The following is a 19,352-nucleotide window of genomic DNA, read 5'->3' as shown; positions in this document are numbered from 1 at the left end:
GACCCATTGTAGCTGAATTAGCAATAATCCATTTTCTGAATTGAAAACAGTAAACTTCAAACTGAAAACGTTTCAAACTCTAAACCGCAGCGGCGGACCGCTGAACTCTAACTCATGGAAAACCGTAGGGATTTTCTTCGTAAACTTTCGCTGGCTACAGCCGGATCGATGCTGAGCGTGAATGCCATGTCGGCAGCCAGCTACCGCAAAATCGTAGGTGCGAATGACCGGGTACGCGTGGCCTGCGTGGGTTACTCTGACCGTTTCCGGGCTTCCCACGTACCTCCCTTCAAGGCTTTGGCCAAGGAAATGAACTTCGAAATGGTGGCCGTATCCGACATCTGGAAACGCCGTCGCGAAGAAGGTAAAGCATTTCTGGAGAAGCAATTAGGTGGTACCATTAAAGATTACCGCAATAATGATGAGCTCTACGATTCCAAATCGGTAGACGCCGTTTTCATCAGCACAGCCGATTTTCAGCACGCGATTCACACCATCGACGCGGTAAAAGCCGGTTGCGATACCTACACGGAAAAGCCCCTGGCCGAAACCATGGAAGACGCCCGTGCGGTACTGAAAGCGGTTAAACAATCCGGAAAGATTGTTCAGATTGGCTCGCAACGCCGCAGTGGTGCCAACTACCACGCCGCCGAAGAATTCATTAAATCGGGCAAGTTCGGTCCGATTACGATGGTAGAACTGATGTGGAACGTAAACCAGCCGGGTCGCTGGCGTCGTCCGGCCCTGGTCGCTCAGTGTAAAGAGGAGGATCTGGACTGGAAACGCTACCTGCTCAATCGTCCGCACGAAGCATTTGATCCACGTAAATACCTCGAATACCGTTTATTCTGGCCCTACTCCTCAGGAATTCCGGGTCAGTGGATGAGCCACCAGATTGATACGGTACACTGGTTCTCGGGCCTGCCCCACCCCCGTTCGGCCGTCGCCAACGGAGGCATTTATCAGTGGAAAGACGGTCGTAAAAACGCCGATACGCTCACCGTGGTCTTCGATTACGGTCCACTAAATGATCCGACCACGGGATTCCAGGTATCTTTTGCCAGCCGTTTCAGTAACTCAGCCGGCGGTACCAAGGAAATCTATTATTCGAACGGCGGAGAGTTGAATCTGGATACCAATAACATTTCGCCCACCGGAGGCCTAACGGCCCGCGAAGCCGCTGAAATGAACATGCAGGCGAATCTGTTGGCTTCGGGCAAACTGGAAGGTCCCCGCGTCGAAACGGGAGCGAATACCGGTGGCGATCCCCTGACGTTCAATCACATCAAAAACTGGATGGAGTGCGTACGCAGCCGTAAAACGCCTAACGCCCCCATCGAAGCGGGTTACCAGCACTCGATTGCCACGATCATGTCGAATGCCGCGTACCGTACAGGTCTGCGGGTAACCTTTGATGAGAAAAACCAGGAAGTAATAGCTGGTACTAAAGTTTTTAAATATTAGTCTAAGTACGTTATCGCATATGGAAAAAGCGGCTCTTCTAGGGCCGCTTTTTTGGTTTAAAGTTTATAGAGAAGTAACAAGTTTGAACGGTTTACTTTGCCCGATTTCCAACTTATCCTGCTAGGTCGCTGCTGCCGTGGTTAGCATCGTCATGTACAAATTAATGGCGTACTGACAGGCCGTCACCAGTTCAAGCGGTACGGTTTGGTTACCTTCAATCTTTAGTTGGTACTCGTAATTCAGATTACTCCAGTTGTACTTCGGAATGATGAGCATGAGCGTAATTCCTTCAGTATCTTCCAGAATAAAGTGATGATTCCACACCCCCCGGCTTTTGAGTAAGTATACCTTTTCGGGACCATCTACGGACAAACGGATGATGATTTGTCCCATCCAGTTAAACACAATATCCCCCTGATCGACACCGTCAATAAACACGTCGAATTTGGAAGCCCAGGCATTTTTGGATTTAATCTTCAATTTCCGCTGGTTCACTTCTGCCTGACCTACACTCGAAAACCAACTATCATAGGTAAACGTTACTTCAGGATTTTCAGCCTCCGAGTAGATTTCAAACCCTGATTCCACTGACTTAATTAAATAACTCATCGCATACAGGCATTAACAGTTTCCTAAAATCAATCACTACTCATGGTACGCCAGTTCTCCCGCCCGTATGGCAATCGGCAGATTATTCTCTTTCGGAGGAATGGGACACGTATACTCCGGCGAATACGCACAATACGGGTTGTAGGCTTTGTTAAAATCAATCGTAACCCGATTACCAGTGATGTCGCTTTCGGGAATATCCAGGTAACGACCCCCGCCGTAACTTTCCTTGCCCGAAGTCTGATCTTTGAAAGGGATGAAAAGCGTACCCGCCTCCGTGCTTTCAAAGACGAGCAATTCGCAGGTTTTTCCCTGTAGCTCAAACCGGACTTTTCCGTATAACGTATACGTCTCGGTCTGCCCGCCCGTCATTTGTACGGCAAAAGTTTTCGTGCTTTCAGTTTCTTCCAGCTTCGCAAATACTTCATACGTAGAATCCGCCGGGAAATATTTCAGCCCCTGAAACCCGGCTTTGTCTTTGATGGGTGATTCGCTGGAAGTCCGGTAATTCTGGTCCTTCTCCAGCCGCTCCATCCGCAAATCATCGGCGTATGAACCTTTTTTCTTACTACTGAAGGAATAGACCACAATCCCCAGAATGGCGGCAGCAACAACGAATAAGAGTATTTTTCTTCCTGACATAGTACGATCGGTACGCTGAATGTTAGCGTTTAGACAATGAAAGTTTCAATCTTTCAAGGCTCCGTTCTATTCGGAACCAATTGTATTGCAACTTTGCTGTATCTCAGCAGTGCAAAAATCTACAACTTAACGGCAAAAGCCAATAATAATATGTTTACTGGAATCATTGAAGCCCTGGGAACGGTCACCGAACTTACCACTGAAGGTACTAACGTTACCTTCAGCATCAAGTCTCCGATTTCTCAGGAGCTGAAAATAGATCAGAGCGTTTCACACAATGGTGTTTGTCTGACGGTCATTGCCGTAGGCGACGGCTACCATCAGGTGACGGCGATTGATGAAACGTTGAAAAAAAGTAATCTGGGACGTCTACAGGCCGGATCCACGGTCAATCTGGAGCGTTGCATGCAGGCGAATGGCCGTTTCGATGGGCACATTGTTCAGGGGCACGTAGACCAGACGGCCGTGTGTACGCGGGTGCAGGATGAAAACGGTAGCTGGCTGTTTGATTTCGAGTACGACGCTTCACTGGGGAACGTAACTGTAGAAAAGGGATCCATTTGTATCAACGGAATCAGTCTGACGGTTTTTAATTCCGGCGTTAATACATTTCGCGTAGCCATCATTCCCTATACCTATGACCATACGACGTTTCACTCGCTCGCCGAAGGCGATACGGTCAATCTGGAATTCGACATTGTGGGCAAGTACGTCAAACGGCTCCTGGGTCAGGTTTAAGCGAGCTTCTGTTTCGCATTAAAACCAAATTAATTATTACCATATTCCATTTTTCACGTACGGATTCATACATTAGCTCGTTCGTTTATTCAGTCTACACACTGAAGACGTTTACTTTTCGACTTAATACAGAAAGCTATTCACTGCTTTTTATGAACCGTAGAAATTTTATTCAGGCATCTTTAGGAATAGGTGCTCTTTCCGCAGTCGGACTCGAAGCTCTGGCTGCTACACAGGCGAAATCCGTTGGGTTACAACTCTATACGGTTCGCGATGATATTCAGAAGCAGGGCATTGAGCGGGTACTCGAACAGGTAGCCAAGCTAGGGTACAAACAGGTAGAGAACTTTAGCTATAATCAGGGTAAGTTTTTTGGTAAAACGCCCGCTGAGTATAACAAAATTCTGAAGGACAACGGACTGAAAGCCGTCAGTGGACACTATACCACGGGTCGATCCACGAAGTTTGGTACGGGCGACGGTTTGACCCGCAATTGGGAGAAAGCCGTTGAAGATGCAGCGGCGATCGGACAAAAATACGTAGTACTAGCCTATCTGGTGGACGACGAACGCTCGGCGGACGATTACAAGCAGTTATTCGGTCTACTGACGAAAAGCTCCGAAACGGCGAAAAAATCCGGGTTAACACTGGGTTACCATAACCACGATTTTGAATTTACGCAAAAAGTGGACGGCGAAAAGCCCTACGATTTGTTACTCAAGAATACACCCGTAGTAATGGAAATGGACCTGTACTGGGTGGAAAAAGCGGGCGAGAAACCCGCCGAGTATTTTGCGAAATATCCCGGTCGTTTTCCGCTCTGGCACGTCAAGGACATGGCGAAAACGCCCCAGCAGGAATTTGCGGAAGTAGGTACGGGAAGTATCGATTTCGCGGACTTATTCAAGCACGCGAAACAAGCCGGACTCAAGCAGTACTTTGTGGAACAGGATGTTTGCAAACGCCCACCCATGGAATGTATCAAAACCAGTATCGACAATATTCAAAAGGCCAAGTGGGGTTGATTTCCCGGTAGTAATAGAGGCAGCAAAGGTCAGTCGAGTTTCGACTGACCTTTGCTTTTAGTACCCATACTGCTGATCTTCCTCTTCCTCCGGATCGGCTTTATCCCACATCGCCCGGAAAGTCGGGGCCATGTACAGCATTTCTTCTACTTTACTACGGGCCGCGTGAAATAGGCGGTAGTTATAACCCTGGTTTAGAATTTCGTCAATAGCAAAGATGAGTTGAGCCATGTCCCGCACATTCACGGAAAAATCCCTCACTACGTACATGGTAAAGCCGCGATCGTAATCGTCAGCGAAAAATAACACCAGAGCAAAATCTTCTCCCCACAAAAATGAAGTAACCTGGCTACGCGAAAAATCTTTGAACATTTCCCCATTGTCAACTAAGGCATCAATGATTTCAACGTCATTATTCGTAATGTAAAAATTGGGGGTAAGGTTGCGGGAGATTTCCTCCATAACCGGCCGTTGGGTTGATTGTTGAGCCATAAATTTGATCAATTTTTGGAGAAAATGTAACGTTTCCGTCTATTTCTCTGGCTGGACAAAAAAGAAAAAGCCCCCGGAGAATGCTCCGAGGGCTTTGCTGAGTTTGACTTCAGGACTCGAAGTCAACCATTCTCCAAAATTCTTATGCCAGATTTTAAGCCAGCTCCTTTAACGTATTCCGGTACTTCACTTCTACGGCGTGGAGTTCCAGTAAGGGTTTCAGGAATTCTTCCAGTAAGCTAATATCCAGCTGGCTGGCCGCGTCGCACAGAGCTTCGCTGGGGCAGGTATGAGCTTCCACAAACAGACCGTCTACACCCGCAGCCACACCAGCCCGAGCCAGTACGGGCAGATACTCGCGAGCACCGCCTTTGGAATCTTTGGAAGGAATACCATACTTCCGGATGGCGTGCGTTACGTCGAACACCACGGGATAATTCGTACGAGCCATGTGGTAGAAGCTACGCGGATCGACCACGAGATCGTTGTAGCCGAAGGTGTACCCCCGTTCGGTCAGAATGATCTGATCGTTGCCGGAATCTTCAATTTTCTTCACCGGATGTTTCATGTTTTCCGGAGCCAGGAACTGACCGTGCTTCACGTTTACGACCCGACCCGTCTGGGCCGCTGCCGTTACCAGCATGGTTTGCATACACAGGTAAGCCGGAATTTGGAGTACGTCCACTACTTCAGCTACGGGAGCTGCCTGATCGGGGTAGTGGATGTCCGTCAGCAGAGGAAAACCAAACTGTTCCTTCACTTTCGCCAGAATCTTGATTCCTTTATCCAGACCGGGGCCAGAATAGTAATCCAGACTCGAGCGGTTATCCTTCTGAAATGATGATTTATAAATCATCTTGATATTGAGACGTTCCGAAATCTCTTTGAGTTTTTCGGCAACGGTCATCATGATTTTTTCGTCTTCGATAACGCAGGGACCTGAGATGAGAAACAACTCATCGGATCCACATTCGATATCGCCAACCCGTACGATTTTCTGCGACATAATCTTAATTTTTAAGGGGTAACGACTACTAGAGCCGCTTGAATAAATCCTTCAGTACATCAATGGTAATCACTTCCTGCCAGTTTTCACCAATGGCGTGCAGCCACATGTGGGGCAGATTGTAGGATACGTGAGCCATTTTGGTAATGGTTTCGTCGTCCCATTCCTTGGCCAGTCCCTGCGGTAAAGTTACGTTAAAACGTTTCACCATCTGCTTAAACTCGGCAACCCCCTCGGGATAGTAATCCTCCAGGTGATTCATGATCAGACAGTTGGCGTAGCAGTGACGCGTACCCAGAATTTTCGACAGGCCATAACTCAGGGCATGGCAAACGCCTACTTCCGAATACGTCAGACTCAGGCCGCCCATGAGGGAAGCTACCATTAGTTTGTCGTCGTTTTCGGGCGTTTGTCCGGCATTTTCGCCTAAGTAAATATCCCGGCAAAGTTTCATGGCCTGCTCGGCGTAGGCGTGTGAGTAGGCGTTGTTGAAGTGTCCGTTTTCGGATTCGATACAGTGAATGTACGTATCCATCCCGGTATAAAACCACCAGTCGGTTGGTACCGTAGCGATCAGTTCGGGATCGAGTACCACCTGGTTAAATACGGTCCACTCACACTTCAAACCCAGTTTTTTAACCGGGCCCGTTAGTACCGCCGTCATTGAAACCTCGGCTCCGGTACCCGAAATCGTCGGTACTCCGACGTGATACACGCCCGGTACTTTCACCAGATTCAGACCCTGATACAGCGTCGAAGAACCTTCGTTGGTCAGCATCAGCGACAGAGCTTTGGCAATGTCCATGACCGAACCACCGCCAATCCCGACGACACCCGAAGGAAGACCCTGTTTCGCCAGAATTTCGTCCCGCAGTGTATCAATCTGCTCGGTAGTCGGTTCGTGAACGTCTACGTCGATGAAGTACACCAGATCTTTGGCTTCCGCGGGGATGCGGTTTTCGAGATCCTTCCCTTTGAAGTACTGATCCACAATGAAGACGAAATACTGATTATTTTCGGTCCGCTTGGGTGCCAGAATATCTCCCAGCTGACTGAAACTGCCCCGTCCGTAAACGGTTTTTTCAATTCCTTTGAAATTCTTATGCATGGTACTATTGTTCAATTATCATTCAGGACTGGCTTCAGGGAAGTTATTCCCAAACCATAGGTAAAGCATAATCCTGGAAAAAACGATCTTTCGAAGCTATCGTTAGCTGTTCAGTCAACGCCTGAGCAATAATGATGCGGTCGAAAGGGTCTTTATGAAAAAGAGGCAGTTGTTGAAGAGTCAGCAAATGTTCAAATTCGATGGGAATGATCTGAAAATTATTCCGGTCGATGAAATCGAAAAATTCCCGTAGACTGGTGCCTAACTCAAGCTTTCCCAAACTCACCTTAATACTAATTTCCCAGAGGCTCGCTACACTCAAATAGCATCGGTTGTCAAAGCTTTTGATTTGTTCTCTCAGTTTTACTGGCAACGATTCATCACCGCCATAAAACCAGAGTAAAGCATGCGTATCCAGTAATACATCCATTTTTAGCGATATTCTTCGAACGCTTCCAAGGGGTCATCAAAGTCGTTACTCAGGTGTACTTTACCTTTCGCATAACCATACTCCCGTTCGTTTAGCGTAGACTCCCGGTCCATTTTCGTTTTCAAAAACTGGACAAAGTGCTCCACCTCCTGCTGTAATTCAGGACTGAGGGATCGGATTTCGGATAACAAGGTTGTACTTAACATCGTAATATGCTTTAAATGCCTTTCCGTGGCTAACTCTTCACTGCTTAGGCTTCTACCTGCTGTACTTTTTGTACCGCTGCAGACACCTTTTCAATCAGCGTGTCGATTTCTGCGTAAGTCCAGGTAACGCGGATTCCGAACGAAATCAGCCGACCAATGACTTCCTGTGATTTGGGAATGTCCAGATTTGCGTAGTCCTGCGGAGCACCGAATTTCTCCACGCCCAGACGAGCCGCCGTACGCATTTCTTTCAGGTGATCCCACTGGTTGATAAAGTGGTACATATTGGTATACCAGTAGTTAAAGCCTCCCACGCCCGCGGCGTTCAGTTCAGCCACTACTTTACCCGCCGTTTCCGTATCGGGCAGCAGCAGGTTCAGGAACGTCGCTGAATCGCCCGATGGGTCCGGAATGGTGGCGAAGGATACACCGGGCACTTGCCCCAGTTTCTCCATCAGGTATTTTTTGTACTCGTTATTTTTTTCGCGTACGTAAGGTACCCGCTGGGTTTGTACTTTTCCGATGGCGGCGTGTAATTCCGAAATGCGGAAGTTGAAACCAATCACGGGATGTTGTTCCATCCCCCGGTTGTTACCAATGTGATCGTGACCATGGTCGGAGTAGCTGTCGGCCAGCTTATAAATTCGCTCATCGTTCGTGACCATCACGCCACCTTCGGCGGCCGTCGCGATTTTGAAGAAGTCGTAGGAATAGGCTCCGGCTACCCCCCATAGGCCCGTCGATACACCTTTGTAGCTGGCGGCCATGGCCTGTCCGGCGTCTTCCACCAGAATCAGGTTGTGCTCTTTTACCACTTCCATAATGGAATCCATATCGGCCATCTGGCCACACATGTGTACCAGACAGATGGCTTTCGTATTCGGCGTCAGAGCCTTACGGATGCCTTCTGCACTCATACACAGCGTTTCATCCACCTCAGCGAACACGGGAATAGCTCCGGCAATCAGTACGGCTTCCACCGTGGCGATGTACGTAAAGGGCGGAACGATTACTTCGTCACCCGCACCGATACCCGCCGCCGCCAGGGCACATTGTACGGCCGTTGAACCGGAAGATACGGCATGAGCGTACCTGGCTCCGACGAGTTTACAAACCTCCGCTTCAAATTCGCGGGCTTTCCAGATGTTATTGCGTTGAGCGTCGTGGTTGTAACGGAAGAACATTCCGGTTTCCAGTACATCATTAATTTCCTGGCGTTCTTCTGCTCCGTATAGTTCGGTACCTGGCATAATCTATTGTTTTCTGTTTTTACGGTTTTTCACTGTTCAGCAAACTTCCCTTTTTCGGGGAAATTTGTACGCCTGCAAAAGTAGACATTCTCCGGGACAAAGGTTGATTTGCTTTTGCCTTATTCCGGGAATAGCCGCTTGGCTAAGCCTCTATTTTTTCGATGGTACTCCGTTCCAGTTCAACGAAATCAAAGGCGTATGTATGTTTTTCATCCGTGGGATGCGTCTCCCGGCTGAGTTCATGCCATTCCGCTGAATCCAGTTTAGGGAAGAAGGTATCACCTTCAACCGATGCCTGTACTTCCGTCAAATGAATCCGATCGGTGAACGGTAACGCCTGCTGATAGATTTCGCTCCGCCAATGATGTACACATCGGACTCGGTTCGAATGGCCTCCTCCAGAGAAGAGACGACGATACAGCCCGGTGCCTCGTAGTTTTCATTACGCGTAATGATCACATTGGTACGATTGGGCAACGGTTTTCCAATGGATTCATAGGTTTTCCGACCCATCACCACAGTATGGCCCGAAGTGAGTTTTTTAAATTGCTTCAGGTCATCCGGCAGATGCCATAACAGTTGGTTATCTTTTCCAATGGCTCCATTTTCAGCCACCGCTACGACGAGGTGTATCATTTTTTAGTTGTTGGTTTTTAGTTGTTGGTTTTAGTTTGTAATACCCCTGTCCTTCGCTCCAACAACAATACAACCAACAACTAAAACTATTCTCAGCATTCCGTCATACTCAGGGCCAGACCGGCTTCTGAAGTTTCCTTGTATTTCTGCGACATGTCGCGGCCCGTGGCCCGCATGACTTTTAGTACGCTATCCAGAGATATTTTCTGGTACGAAGGATCACTGGCCATCGCTAGCAAGTACGCATTGTAAGCCTTTACGGCTCCCATCGCGTTGCGTTCGATGCAGGGAATTTGCACGTACCCGCCAATCGGGTCGCAGGTCATGCCCAGGTGGTGTTCGATCCCAATTTCGGCGGCGGCTTCTACCTGACCGATACTGCCGCCCGCCGCGTAGACCAGCATGGCCGCACCCATCGCCGAAGCCGTCCCGATTTCGCCCATACAACCCATTTCTGCTCCGGAGATACTCGCATTGTGTTTCACCAGAAAGCCAATGGCGGCGGCGGCCAGTAAGCCTTCCCGCATTTTCTGGGGCGAGTAATGAAAGTGGTGTTTCATCAGATACGTCAATCCCGGAAATACGCCGGAAGCTCCCGACGTAGGAGCCGTGACGACGATACTACCCGCCGCATTCTCCTCCGAAGCCGCCAGGCAATAGGCGTTCAGAAACATCAGAAAACTATCGGAAGTCAGGGAGTGTTTTTTGGCTTGTTCGTACACCAGTGGAGCTTTCCGCTGAAGTTTGATTTTTCCGGGTAGCGTTCCTTTCGCCCGTAAGCCGCGTTTCACGGCCTTTTCCATCGCTTCAATAATGAAATCCAGCTTTCTATTGATTTCCTTTTCGGTTAGACCCGTCAGTGATTTTTCATTCTGAATCATCAGCGATGCCAGCGTTAATCCCGACGTACGAAGGTGTGCTTTCAAGCCTTCCATATGCTCGTAGGGAAAACGGGCTTCGGTTTCCCGCGTCCCTTCCATCGGCTGCCCTTTTCGCTGAATAAAGCCCCCGCCCACCGAATAGTACTCATGTTCCAGCAACACCAGCTGTGAAGCATCCGTCAGTTTAAGGATCATCGTATTCGGGTGCGGAAAGTCCGTTTTTCCCCGGTGGTAAATAAAGTCGGCTTCCCCTACCCGAATTTCGCCGGGTACGGGCAAAGTATACGTCTGGTCCGGCTTGGTCATCAGTTCCAGCAGGGCTTTCGGATCGCAGGTATCGGGCAGCCAGCCCAGCAATCCGCCCAGAATGGCCCGATCCGTACCGTGTCCTTTGCCCGTCGCCGAGAGGGACCCGTATAAATGAATTTCTACGGAAGTTCCGGACTGTTCTTCTTTCCGGATTTCCTGAAGAAAATCGTACGCTGCTTTCATGGGACCAATCGTGTGCGAACTCGAAGGGCCCGGTCCTACTTTAAATAGGTCAAATACAGAGGTGGTAATCATATATACCGTCAGGTATGTCGATGAAGTAGTATAGAACGTGTAAAACTGCGTACGAATCCGAAACTAAAGCTTGCCCTGCATCCCCCGGAGAAACTCTTCAATGCCCATGCGTTTTTTGCCTTCCAGTTGTAGCTCGTCGATCGCCAGCCAGCCATCGCTGCACCGGAATTGCAAATACGTTTTGTGGTCGGTACGGTAGCTGCCGAGTTCGGCTTCTTCCGTTGGTTCAGCAAAGGAAGCCCGGTATACTTTACAGTTTTTGCCGAGAAGCGTAGTCCAAGCCGCCGGGTACGGCGACAAACCCCGGATGTGATTCCGAACGGAAGCGGCGGATTGCTGCCAGTTGATCTCGCAGGTTTCCTTAAATATCTTCGGAGCCATCTTGATTTCTTCGACTTCCGGCTGTGGAATCTGCGGATACTCGCCCGCTTCAATGGCTCGAACGGTCTTCAATACCAGTTGACCTCCCCGTTTCATCAGTCGCTCGTACACTGCTCCTACCGTATCATCCTCGCTAATGGGTTCTTTTTCCTGAAAAATCAGTGGCCCCGTATCGATTTCGTGTTGCAGGAAGAACGTCGTTACGCCCGTTTCCGTTTCACCGTTCATCAACGCCCAGTTAATCGGAGCGGCTCCGCGGTATTGCGGTAATAACGAGGCATGTAGGTTAAACGTACCTTTCGGCGGCATATTCCATACCACTTCGGGTAACATCCGAAAAGCAACGATGACCTGAAGGTCGGCCTGATAGCTTTTGAGTTCTTCCAGAAAATCCGGGTTTTTCAGTTTCTCGGGTTGTAATACGGGTAATCCCATCGATACGGCGTATTGCTTCACGGGCGACTGCTGTAATTGCTGACCCCGTCCGGCGGGCTTGTCGGGAGCCGTCACGACCGCCACTACTTCGCACTGGTTTTCCACCAGGGTGCGTAAGCTTTCGACGGCAAATTCGGGCGTTCCCAAAAATATAATTCTCATGCGTGCGTACGTCTTTAAAGTCTAAGTACAAAAAAGCTAAAAGAGTGCCCGACAATCGGTATCCTGTCGGCATAAAACACTTTTTTTCTGCACAAACATAAGCACTTTTAAACGGACCGCTTCAGGCTTTCGCATCGCTATTGGGCCGCTTCCTCTTCCGAAAAGACTTACGATTTCACTTGCTTTTGGCGATAAAAGTGCTAATTTTGTTCATCCAATAACAAAGCAGCTGCTAGGTAGTAGATAGAAGCGGTTGCTGTTGGAACTTCGGCGAGAAGATTGACTCTGTAAAGTAAACCCAGGGGGTTTGTCAGCAGAACGATCTTGTCACCGTTCTTTTTTTTTGTCGTTACGTTAGAAGTCACAAGCACAGGCATACTGAAGATCAGGCCGTTATTCACTACACTGCCTGATTTTTATCCTGTGCTTACTCGTTCTAACTCAACCAGTAGCCTCTTGGCAGAGAGCTAGTAAAAAACGTTAAACCTATAAAATTAGATTACTGATTATGGGAAATATAGCCTATTACACGGAAGAAGGTCTCAATAAGCTGAAAGCCGAATTACACGAACTGAAAACCAAAGGCCGTTCGCATATTGCTCATCAGATTGCGGAAGCCCGTGATAAGGGTGATTTGTCCGAAAATGCAGAATATGACGCAGCGAAAGAAGCTCAGGGTTTGCACGAATTGAAAATTGCAAAACTTGAGCAATTGCTGGCTAATGCCCGTATTCTCGACGAGTCTATTATTGATAGCTCGAAAGTAGCGATTATGTCAACTGTGAAAATTAAAAACAAGCGGAACAACATGATTGCAACCTATACATTAGTAGCTGAAACAGAAGCTGACGTGAAAACGGGTAAGATTTCCGTACAATCACCGATTGGCAAAGGCTTGCTGGGTAAACAAGTGGGCGAAATGGCCGAAGTAGTATTACCCAATGGAAAAGCGGAATTTGAAGTACTCGAAATTTCCCGCTAGGTAAAACTTGATTTTTACTGCAAACGAGGTTTGATCTGGTATCAAACCTCGTTTTTTTATGCCCTTCGCCCCTTGTCAAACCGTCACCTTTGGCTAGTTTACGCTGTTCTGTTTATTTTTGAACGGCATACCTATTCTATTTTACGTAAACCTCGTTACCATGGCTTCTATCTTCACGCGAATCATTCAGGGCGAAATTCCCGCTCATAAAGTATACGAAGACGATCAGTATCTGGCCTTTCTGGATATTTCGCCGCTCACCGAAGGACATACCCTGGTGGTACCCAAGAAAGAAGTGGATTACATTTTTGACCTGGACGATGACACACTGACGGGCCTGATGCTGGTTGCTAAAAAACTCGCTCCAGCCATTCAGAAAGCCTGTCCCTGTCTGCGGATTGGCGTAAGCGTCATTGGGCTGGAAGTGCCGCATACCCACGTCCACCTGATTCCCATGCAGTCCATGCGGGACATGAATTTTTCGAACCCCAAACTACAGTTCTCCCCGGATGAACTGGCTGCTACGGCCAGTCGCATCAGAGCTAATGTGTGAGCTATGCAGTACTACATTCAGGCGTATGACTTTACGGACGAAAACGCCCTCAATCGCCGCATGCAGGCCCGGCCGGCCCATTTGCAACGCATGCGGGAATTAAAACAAGCGGGTCACTTCATTATGGGTGGAGCCATTTTATCCGATGCCGGGCAAATGATCGGATCGGTGGTAATTATGGACTTCCCGGAAGAATTCATGTTGATGAAATGGCTGGAAACTGAACCTTACCTACTGGAGAAAGTCTGGGATCGGGTTGAAATTAAACCCTTCCGGCAAGCCGATGTCTAATCGTTTCTACCTTACCCTATGGTCTGTTTAGGGTTTTCTGTATATTCGTCGTCTCTCTTGTATAAAACCTGTTTATGAATAGACGTTCCATGCTGAAGAAAACGGCTTCAGCAGCCACGGTAGCAGCCCTTCCTACTTTGGGTACTTCTCTGGAGGCAGCGGCCTCACCCCTGCTTAAGTTAAAAGGCAATATTAAACATTCGGTATCGCGGTGGTGCTTTGGCTCCATTCCACTCGATGAATTCGCTCAGGCCTGTAAAAACATTGGTATTGAATCCATTGAACTGACTGGCCCAAGTGAATGGCCTACACTGGCCAAATACGGCTTGACTTCTGCCTTAGGCCAAGCCGACAAATGGCCCGACGGTACAGGACTGACGAGCTTTTTTAATAACCTCAGAAACCACGATAAGCTGGTTGATTTGTACGAAAAGCTTATTCCCGAAGCAAAGGCGGCTGGCGTTACCAACCTGATCTGTTTTTCAGGAAACCGGAATGGTCTGGATGATTACCAGGGCATTCTGAATTGCCAGAAAGTACTCAAGCGGATCATGCCGACGGCGGAAAAAAATGGGGTCACCCTTACCATGGAGTTGCTCAGTTCCCGCCACTCCCACCCGGATTACCAGTGCGATACCGTCCAGTGGGGTTCGGCCTTATGCGAAGCCGTAGGTTCCGAGCGTTTTAAACTGCTCTACGATATCTTCCACATGCAATCCATGCACGGTGATCACATTCGTAACATTCAGCGGTACGGACAGTACATTAGCCATTACCACACGGGTGGCATGCCCAACCGTACGGAAATTGATGATCGACAGGAAATTTATTACCCCGCCATCGTCAAAGCACTCGTGGCGACGGGTTATAAAGGATATATTGGTCAGGAATTCGTTCCAACACCGAAGGATAAAGCCGGCATGCTGGAGTCCCTCAAGCAGGGTGTCCTGATTTGTGATGTGTAAACACAAAGCTTGCTAACCACTCCCAGAGGAGCCTTGAAAGGCTCCTCTTTTTTTTTCTCCATTCCTTTCCCATCTTCCGTTTTGAACCGGTACCGTTTACGCTCATTCTTCGTAGATCTGTTCCGCCTTTTTTCCGAAAAAACGTAAAATAGAAACGTCCAGAAATACTTTCCCGAACGCCGTTTCTTCAAAATCCCGCTGCTTTTGCAGGTCAGCCGCTGTTTAGTACGGTTGATCGAATTACGCCCCCCTACCCTTCATTTTGCCTTCATCTTTGTACAGTCAAACGGCAAGAACCCCACCGGCTTTTACAGGCTAAATCGTTCCGGGCCGCAAGGTCAAAATACGAGTCACGCAATCGTTTTTACCGCTCATTTGCTCTATCGTTTTTATGAAACCGCTGCAATCAATTATTCATATTGGAAGTATAGCTCTATTTGTATGGATCGGTATGGGAGTTGCTTACGCACAGCAATTAGCCTCAACCGATAGAAACATGCGGACGCTTCGGGGCTACGTGCGGGAAGCTCAAACAGGATCGGCTTTACCCGGCGTAACGGTATCCATTGCCAACTTAGGCCTCGGTACCATTACGGACATGAATGGTTATTATTCCATCGCCTTACCCGGTCGGCCGTTCGTAAAAATCGCTTTCTCCTTTATTGGTTACAAAACCGAAAGCATGGCTACCGATATTACTTCCAACGTGGATTTGAACATTGAAATGCAACCTCAAAATACCACTTTGAAGGAAGTAGTTGTAAAAAGCCAATCCGGCACTTCAGGCAAAATTTCTGAATCGGTACAAATGTCCTCCGTTTCCGTACCCATTCAGCAGATCAAAGAGATTCCTACGCTTTTAGGCGAAAAAGATATTATTAAAACCCTGCAATTAATGCCGGGTGTACAGAAAGGTGCGGAGGGTTCGACGGGTATGTATGTACGCGGTGGCGGACCCGATCAAAATCTGATTTTGCTCGACGACGCTCCGATTTACAACACTTCCCACTTGTTTGGTTTTTTCTCGCTGTTTAACGGCGATGCCATTAAATCCGTTAACCTGACCAAAGGTGGATTTGCCGCTCATCAGGGCGGTCGGTTATCTTCCATCATTGAAATGGAAATGAAAGATGGTGATCAGCATAAGTTACACGGTGAAGGCGGCATTGGTTTGATTTCCAGCCGATTTACCCTCGACGGACCAATCAAAAAAGGAAAATCTTCTTTTCTGGTATCCGGACGCCGTACCTACGCGGACCTGGTGCTGAGCCCGTTCATTAGTGAAATGAAAAACAATACGGGTTATTTCTACGATCTAAACCTGAAAGCCAGTTTCGACGTAACGCCCGATGATTACGTAAGCATCAGTGCTTACACTGGAAACGATCATTTCAAATACAAAACCAACAGCAAGCTTTCTAACGAAAGCGGAAGCCTGAACTGGGGCAACACCGCAGCTACCTTACGCTGGAAACACCGGTTCAATCCAGGTCTTTCCCTGACGACATCGGCGGTATACTCCCAGTACCGTTCACTGGCCCGCATGAATCGGGATCTAGTCAATGACGAGGAAACCACGACGTACCACCTCAATAATCAGTCTGATATTCGGGATCTGATTTTTAAATCGGACCTAACCTGGATTCCCAGTGCTCAACACGTAATCAAAACGGGAATAACGGCGACTTCCCACCTGTTTACGCCCTCCAGTAAAACGACGGTAGGCACCCAAAATGACCCCATCATTGGAAACGCCGTCCAGCTAAATGGTACAGAAGGGGCCGTTTATGTAGAAGACACCTACAGCCCCATTCCAGCACTGAGAATAAATGCAGGGTTACGCGTAAGCGGCTTCCAGGGTGAAAGTAAAACGTACGTACAGCCCGAACCCCGTCTGGCCATTGCCTATACCATGCCCCGTAACTGGGCGGTAAAAGCCTCCTACGCCAGCATGAGTCAGTATGTTCATTTGCTGACAAACTCAGGCATTGGACTTCCCACGGATTTGTGGGTTCCGGCTTCCGATCACATCGCTCCTCAGTTTTCGCAACAGGTTGCTTTGGGTGTGGCGAAAGATATGCGTTCAGGTCTGAGCTTTACGGCCGAAGGCTTTTATAAAACCATGGATCATATGGTTGCGTACAAAGAAGGAGCCAGCTCGCTTTCGTTCGGTACAGCAAATGCAGGAAACTGGGCAAATCAGATTACCCAGGGAAAAGGCTGGAGCTACGGTGCTGAGTTTTTACTGCAGAAAAAACCGGACGTTTTACGGGCTGGGCAGGATATACCCTCTCGTGGACGCAGCAGCAATTTGACGAACTCAATTTTGGCAAAAAATTCTGGGCTCGCTATGACCGCCGCCACGACGTTTCGCTGGTAGGAATTTATCACCTGAACAGTAAGGTAACTGTATCCGCTACCTACGTTTATGGAACCGGTCAGGCTCTGACGTTGCCTCAGGGGCAGTACTGGATTCAGGGAAATTCGTCGGTGAAAACGTTAGGCGATACAAAAAATTACTACACCGGACGGGTGTTTAATGAATACGGTCAACGGAATAATTTTCGGGCAGCTGCCTACCAGCGTTTAGACGTAGGCGTACAATTTCATAAAGCTAAAAACGGCCACGAGCGTATCTGGGAAATTAGCCTGTACAACGCTACAAACCACCAAAACCCTTTTTTCTACTACTTCGACGCTACGAATACATCTACCGTAGGCGGGGCGAAGAAAACGGTAAACACACTGAAGCAGGTTACGCTGTTCCCGGCATTGCCGAGCGTTTCCTACAACTTCAAATTCTAATAAAAGCAGTTTCATAATAATAGAGCAGATTACGGAAAAGGGAGAGGATATTCCACTCTCTTTTTTTGTTTTTATACGTATCCAGCACTCGCAGGTACGAGTAGTACCTTTTCGCTGCTTCTCCAAATCCGATCTTAACATAGCTCAGTTTTGTAGTAATACTTGAATTCTCGTGTAGTATTACTTCTACTTTTCACTACTCCTTTCCTGTTAAAAAAAGGGCATTTGAAGCCATTCAGGGCAGTTTTGATAAATATCAAGTTCAAACAACCTTATACATTTACCAAATACAGACTATATTTTACACTTGATCGAATTGAAAAATATAAAACATAACAATCTGCCATATTTGTAATGTCAAACGACAACAACTATTTTTAAAGTAGATAATCGGTAACCGCTACAGTACCGATGCCATGTCAGGACGTTTCAAGACTATAGTATGAAGCGTCACATTATTTGAAATCGTTCGCTTTTTTCTCCGCCAGGGTGATCCCACCCAACTAAGCGACAAACACTCCGCCAAGTGATGATTCCCCTGATGGACCTGACGGTCTCGGTGCGAGTCATGCCCATGCTTTATTTCGATTAAAAACAACTGCTACCTGCCAGAGACCGCTACGCTCTCGCTACTAGTTGTGTTTCGGCCTCAGTCTGACCACTGAAGCTGATCGCGTATTCCGCCAAGTCATTCATAATCATTTAAAACTCTCCAGACTTCCCCTACAAGTCTGTCAGGAATACTAGTGCCTAACCGCTCATTGTTAACGATTTGTCGAAACAGAATCATGAAAGCTTTCTCCGTCCTGTCCGCCCTTCTACTTGTCTTCGGACTTACCTCCTGCGTTAAACAATCTGACGATATTACGATTACGAGCGATCCCAAATTGATCGTAGAATGCTACCTAAACCCTACAGATACTGAGATTACGGCTATTGTGAATGAAAATCGTCCGATTACGGGTGAAGGTAGCGGCAGTCGCAGTATCAGCAATCCTGTACTGGATGCTACGGTTCTGCTATCCGATGGAAACAGGGAAGTAAAGCTTACGAATAATAAAAATAGTACGTATAAGATTCAGGCTAAAGACTTTATGCTGGTCGCTGGACGTACATACACGTTAAAAGTAACGGCTCCGGGACTGCCTGCAACGGAAGCTACCTGCACAATCCCGAAGATGATCCGTACGCTGGATGCAACAGACAGCGACCTGAGTTATGAACGGGCTGACGCTTCAACGTATAATGTTTATCGTAAAAGAAGCTTAAGCTGGACCAATACGGAAGCTAACAAGACGAATTATTACATGGTGGGTAGTGGCGAAGGCACCAACGTTAAAATTAAAACACTTGCAGGTGACTCTACCTGCGTTCGTTTGAAAAATGCCGCTGTCATTGCGTTTCTGGATGATTCAAAGACCACCGATCAGCACTTTACGACGGGCACAATGCGTTTCCTGCTCGGTAAATCCACCAGCAAAACTGATCCAAAGATCACGAGTCCGGCCCCTATGTACTCGTTTGTATACCACGTAGATCGTAACTACTACGAATTCTTCCGTACCGTTAAGTTACAGCGAGAAGTAGGCGATAATCCGTTTGCTGAAGCGGTACCCGTTTATTCCAACATCAAGAATGGTCTGGGTGTATTTGGAGCTTACGTCGTTCAGGTAAAGAATTTGTAACAACACCCGTATGCTTTACATAGAAAACCCCGGCCTTATCAA

General features: G+C 47.9%; 20 protein-coding genes and 1 pseudogene. 10 read left to right on the top strand and 11 right to left on the bottom strand.

Annotation, left to right across the window (positions count from 1 at the left end; all coding sequences use genetic code 11):
- Positions 1–114 precede the first annotated feature (114 nt).
- Positions 115–1,464 (top strand): Gfo/Idh/MocA family protein, encoded by a 1,350-nt coding sequence (locus tag BWI93_RS06685; RefSeq protein ID WP_094809434.1) that lies wholly within the window; start codon positions 115–117, stop codon positions 1,462–1,464.
- Positions 1,465–1,584: 120 nt separating this feature from the next.
- Here the strand turns inward: BWI93_RS06685 and BWI93_RS06680 are convergent, their stop codons facing one another.
- On the bottom strand, positions 1,585–2,073 hold the full coding sequence (locus tag BWI93_RS06680) for a hypothetical protein (RefSeq protein ID WP_094809432.1): 489 nt from the start codon (positions 2,071–2,073) through the stop codon (positions 1,585–1,587).
- 36 nt (positions 2,074–2,109) lie between these two features.
- Positions 2,110–2,715, bottom strand: a complete 606-nt coding sequence (locus BWI93_RS06675; protein ID WP_094809430.1) for a DUF1684 domain-containing protein — start codon at positions 2,713–2,715, stop codon at positions 2,110–2,112.
- A 150-nt stretch (positions 2,716–2,865) separates the two neighbouring features.
- On the opposite strand from BWI93_RS06675, the gene BWI93_RS06670 reads away from it, so the two are divergent.
- A complete protein-coding gene (locus BWI93_RS06670) occupies positions 2,866–3,453 on the top strand; it encodes a riboflavin synthase (RefSeq protein WP_094809584.1) in 588 nt (195 codons plus the stop codon).
- Positions 3,454–3,605: 152 nt separating this feature from the next.
- Positions 3,606–4,478 carry a sugar phosphate isomerase/epimerase gene (locus BWI93_RS06665; protein WP_094809428.1) on the top strand — a complete coding sequence of 291 codons (873 nt, stop codon included), beginning with the start codon at positions 3,606–3,608 and terminating at the stop codon, positions 4,476–4,478.
- Positions 4,479–4,535: 57 nt separating this feature from the next.
- Here BWI93_RS06665 and BWI93_RS06660 read toward each other — a convergent pair whose 3' ends face one another.
- The 9 genes and pseudogenes from BWI93_RS06660 to fmt all read right to left on the bottom strand — a co-directional run bounded on the left by BWI93_RS06660 (position 4,536) and on the right by fmt (position 12,029).
- Positions 4,536–4,970 (bottom strand): hypothetical protein, encoded by a 435-nt coding sequence (locus BWI93_RS06660; RefSeq protein ID WP_141217379.1) that lies wholly within the window; start codon positions 4,968–4,970, stop codon positions 4,536–4,538.
- A 154-nt stretch (positions 4,971–5,124) separates the two neighbouring features.
- Positions 5,125–5,976 (bottom strand): 3-deoxy-8-phosphooctulonate synthase, encoded by an 852-nt coding sequence (kdsA, locus tag BWI93_RS06655; RefSeq protein ID WP_094809424.1) that lies wholly within the window; start codon positions 5,974–5,976, stop codon positions 5,125–5,127.
- A gap of 28 nt (positions 5,977–6,004) precedes the next feature.
- The gene (locus BWI93_RS06650; protein WP_094809422.1) at positions 6,005–7,084 is read right to left on the bottom strand and encodes an iron-containing alcohol dehydrogenase family protein; all 1,080 of its coding nucleotides are present in this window, start codon (positions 7,082–7,084) and stop codon (positions 6,005–6,007) included.
- A 43-nt stretch (positions 7,085–7,127) separates the two neighbouring features.
- Positions 7,128–7,514: a type II toxin-antitoxin system VapC family toxin gene (locus BWI93_RS06645; RefSeq protein ID WP_094809420.1), complete on the bottom strand. Its 387-nt coding sequence runs from the start codon at positions 7,512–7,514 to the stop codon at positions 7,128–7,130.
- Between the two features lie 2 nt (positions 7,515–7,516).
- On the bottom strand, positions 7,517–7,720 hold the full coding sequence (locus BWI93_RS06640; RefSeq protein WP_094809418.1) for a DUF2281 domain-containing protein: 204 nt from the start codon (positions 7,718–7,720) through the stop codon (positions 7,517–7,519).
- Positions 7,721–7,764: 44 nt separating this feature from the next.
- Positions 7,765–8,970 carry a DegT/DnrJ/EryC1/StrS aminotransferase family protein gene (locus tag BWI93_RS06635; protein ID WP_094809416.1) on the bottom strand — a complete coding sequence of 402 codons (1,206 nt, stop codon included), beginning with the start codon at positions 8,968–8,970 and terminating at the stop codon, positions 7,765–7,767.
- A 142-nt stretch (positions 8,971–9,112) separates the two neighbouring features.
- Positions 9,113–9,606: pseudogene (locus BWI93_RS06630) on the bottom strand (dihydrofolate reductase).
- A 92-nt stretch (positions 9,607–9,698) separates the two neighbouring features.
- Positions 9,699–11,051, bottom strand: a complete 1,353-nt coding sequence (locus BWI93_RS06625) for an L-serine ammonia-lyase (RefSeq protein WP_094809414.1) — start codon at positions 11,049–11,051, stop codon at positions 9,699–9,701.
- A gap of 63 nt (positions 11,052–11,114) precedes the next feature.
- Entirely contained in the window at positions 11,115–12,029 is a 915-nt protein-coding gene (fmt, locus tag BWI93_RS06620) for a methionyl-tRNA formyltransferase (protein WP_176454153.1), read from the bottom strand.
- A gap of 508 nt (positions 12,030–12,537) precedes the next feature.
- Between fmt and greA the strand changes: the two genes are divergently transcribed.
- From greA to BWI93_RS06585, 7 genes are all read left to right on the top strand, one after another.
- Positions 12,538–13,011 carry a transcription elongation factor GreA gene (greA, locus tag BWI93_RS06610; RefSeq protein ID WP_094809408.1) on the top strand — a complete coding sequence of 158 codons (474 nt, stop codon included), beginning with the start codon at positions 12,538–12,540 and terminating at the stop codon, positions 13,009–13,011.
- A gap of 160 nt (positions 13,012–13,171) precedes the next feature.
- On the top strand, positions 13,172–13,564 hold the full coding sequence (locus BWI93_RS06605) for an HIT family protein (RefSeq protein ID WP_094809406.1): 393 nt from the start codon (positions 13,172–13,174) through the stop codon (positions 13,562–13,564).
- 3 nt (positions 13,565–13,567) lie between these two features.
- Complete coding sequence (locus BWI93_RS06600) at positions 13,568–13,855, top strand: YciI family protein (RefSeq protein WP_094809404.1); 288 nt, start codon at positions 13,568–13,570, stop codon at positions 13,853–13,855.
- A gap of 74 nt (positions 13,856–13,929) precedes the next feature.
- A complete protein-coding gene (locus BWI93_RS06595) occupies positions 13,930–14,820 on the top strand; it encodes a hydroxypyruvate isomerase family protein (protein ID WP_094809402.1) in 891 nt (296 codons plus the stop codon).
- Between the two features lie 496 nt (positions 14,821–15,316).
- On the top strand, positions 15,317–17,200 hold the full coding sequence (locus tag BWI93_RS06590; protein WP_255157751.1) for a TonB-dependent receptor: 1,884 nt from the start codon (positions 15,317–15,319) through the stop codon (positions 17,198–17,200).
- Between the two features lie 71 nt (positions 17,201–17,271).
- Positions 17,272–17,625 carry a hypothetical protein gene (locus BWI93_RS28590; RefSeq protein WP_255157750.1) on the top strand — a complete coding sequence of 118 codons (354 nt, stop codon included), beginning with the start codon at positions 17,272–17,274 and terminating at the stop codon, positions 17,623–17,625.
- Between the two features lie 788 nt (positions 17,626–18,413).
- Positions 18,414–19,310: a DUF4249 domain-containing protein gene (locus BWI93_RS06585; RefSeq protein WP_094809400.1), complete on the top strand. Its 897-nt coding sequence runs from the start codon at positions 18,414–18,416 to the stop codon at positions 19,308–19,310.
- Positions 19,311–19,352: the final 42 nt, after the last annotated feature.

This window comes from Siphonobacter sp. BAB-5385 (assembly GCF_002261125.1).
Lineage (GTDB): Bacteria > Bacteroidota > Bacteroidia > Cytophagales > Spirosomataceae > Siphonobacter.
Note: the sequence above shows the minus strand (reverse complement) of the source record. Positions and strands in the feature narration are given on the sequence as shown.

Coding starts and splice junctions, on each gene's coding strand:
- BWI93_RS06685 (WP_094809434.1), top strand. CDS start 115: ATGGAAAACCGTAGGGATTTTCTTCGTAAACTTTCGCTGGCTACAGCC.
- BWI93_RS06680 (WP_094809432.1), bottom strand. CDS start 2,073: ATGAGTTATTTAATTAAGTCAGTGGAATCAGGGTTTGAAATCTACTCG.
- BWI93_RS06675 (WP_094809430.1), bottom strand. CDS start 2,715: ATGTCAGGAAGAAAAATACTCTTATTCGTTGTTGCTGCCGCCATTCTG.
- BWI93_RS06670 (WP_094809584.1), top strand. CDS start 2,866: ATGTTTACTGGAATCATTGAAGCCCTGGGAACGGTCACCGAACTTACC.
- BWI93_RS06665 (WP_094809428.1), top strand. CDS start 3,606: ATGAACCGTAGAAATTTTATTCAGGCATCTTTAGGAATAGGTGCTCTT.
- BWI93_RS06660 (WP_141217379.1), bottom strand. CDS start 4,970: ATGGCTCAACAATCAACCCAACGGCCGGTTATGGAGGAAATCTCCCGC.
- kdsA (WP_094809424.1), bottom strand. CDS start 5,976: ATGTCGCAGAAAATCGTACGGGTTGGCGATATCGAATGTGGATCCGAT.
- BWI93_RS06650 (WP_094809422.1), bottom strand. CDS start 7,084: ATGCATAAGAATTTCAAAGGAATTGAAAAAACCGTTTACGGACGGGGC.
- BWI93_RS06645 (WP_094809420.1), bottom strand. CDS start 7,514: ATGGATGTATTACTGGATACGCATGCTTTACTCTGGTTTTATGGCGGT.
- BWI93_RS06640 (WP_094809418.1), bottom strand. CDS start 7,720: ATGTTAAGTACAACCTTGTTATCCGAAATCCGATCCCTCAGTCCTGAA.
- BWI93_RS06635 (WP_094809416.1), bottom strand. CDS start 8,970: ATGCCAGGTACCGAACTATACGGAGCAGAAGAACGCCAGGAAATTAAT.
- BWI93_RS06625 (WP_094809414.1), bottom strand. CDS start 11,051: ATGATTACCACCTCTGTATTTGACCTATTTAAAGTAGGACCGGGCCCT.
- fmt (WP_176454153.1), bottom strand. CDS start 12,029: ATGAGAATTATATTTTTGGGAACGCCCGAATTTGCCGTCGAAAGCTTA.
- greA (WP_094809408.1), top strand. CDS start 12,538: ATGGGAAATATAGCCTATTACACGGAAGAAGGTCTCAATAAGCTGAAA.
- BWI93_RS06605 (WP_094809406.1), top strand. CDS start 13,172: ATGGCTTCTATCTTCACGCGAATCATTCAGGGCGAAATTCCCGCTCAT.
- BWI93_RS06600 (WP_094809404.1), top strand. CDS start 13,568: ATGCAGTACTACATTCAGGCGTATGACTTTACGGACGAAAACGCCCTC.
- BWI93_RS06595 (WP_094809402.1), top strand. CDS start 13,930: ATGAATAGACGTTCCATGCTGAAGAAAACGGCTTCAGCAGCCACGGTA.
- BWI93_RS06590 (WP_255157751.1), top strand. CDS start 15,317: ATGCGGACGCTTCGGGGCTACGTGCGGGAAGCTCAAACAGGATCGGCT.
- BWI93_RS06585 (WP_094809400.1), top strand. CDS start 18,414: ATGAAAGCTTTCTCCGTCCTGTCCGCCCTTCTACTTGTCTTCGGACTT.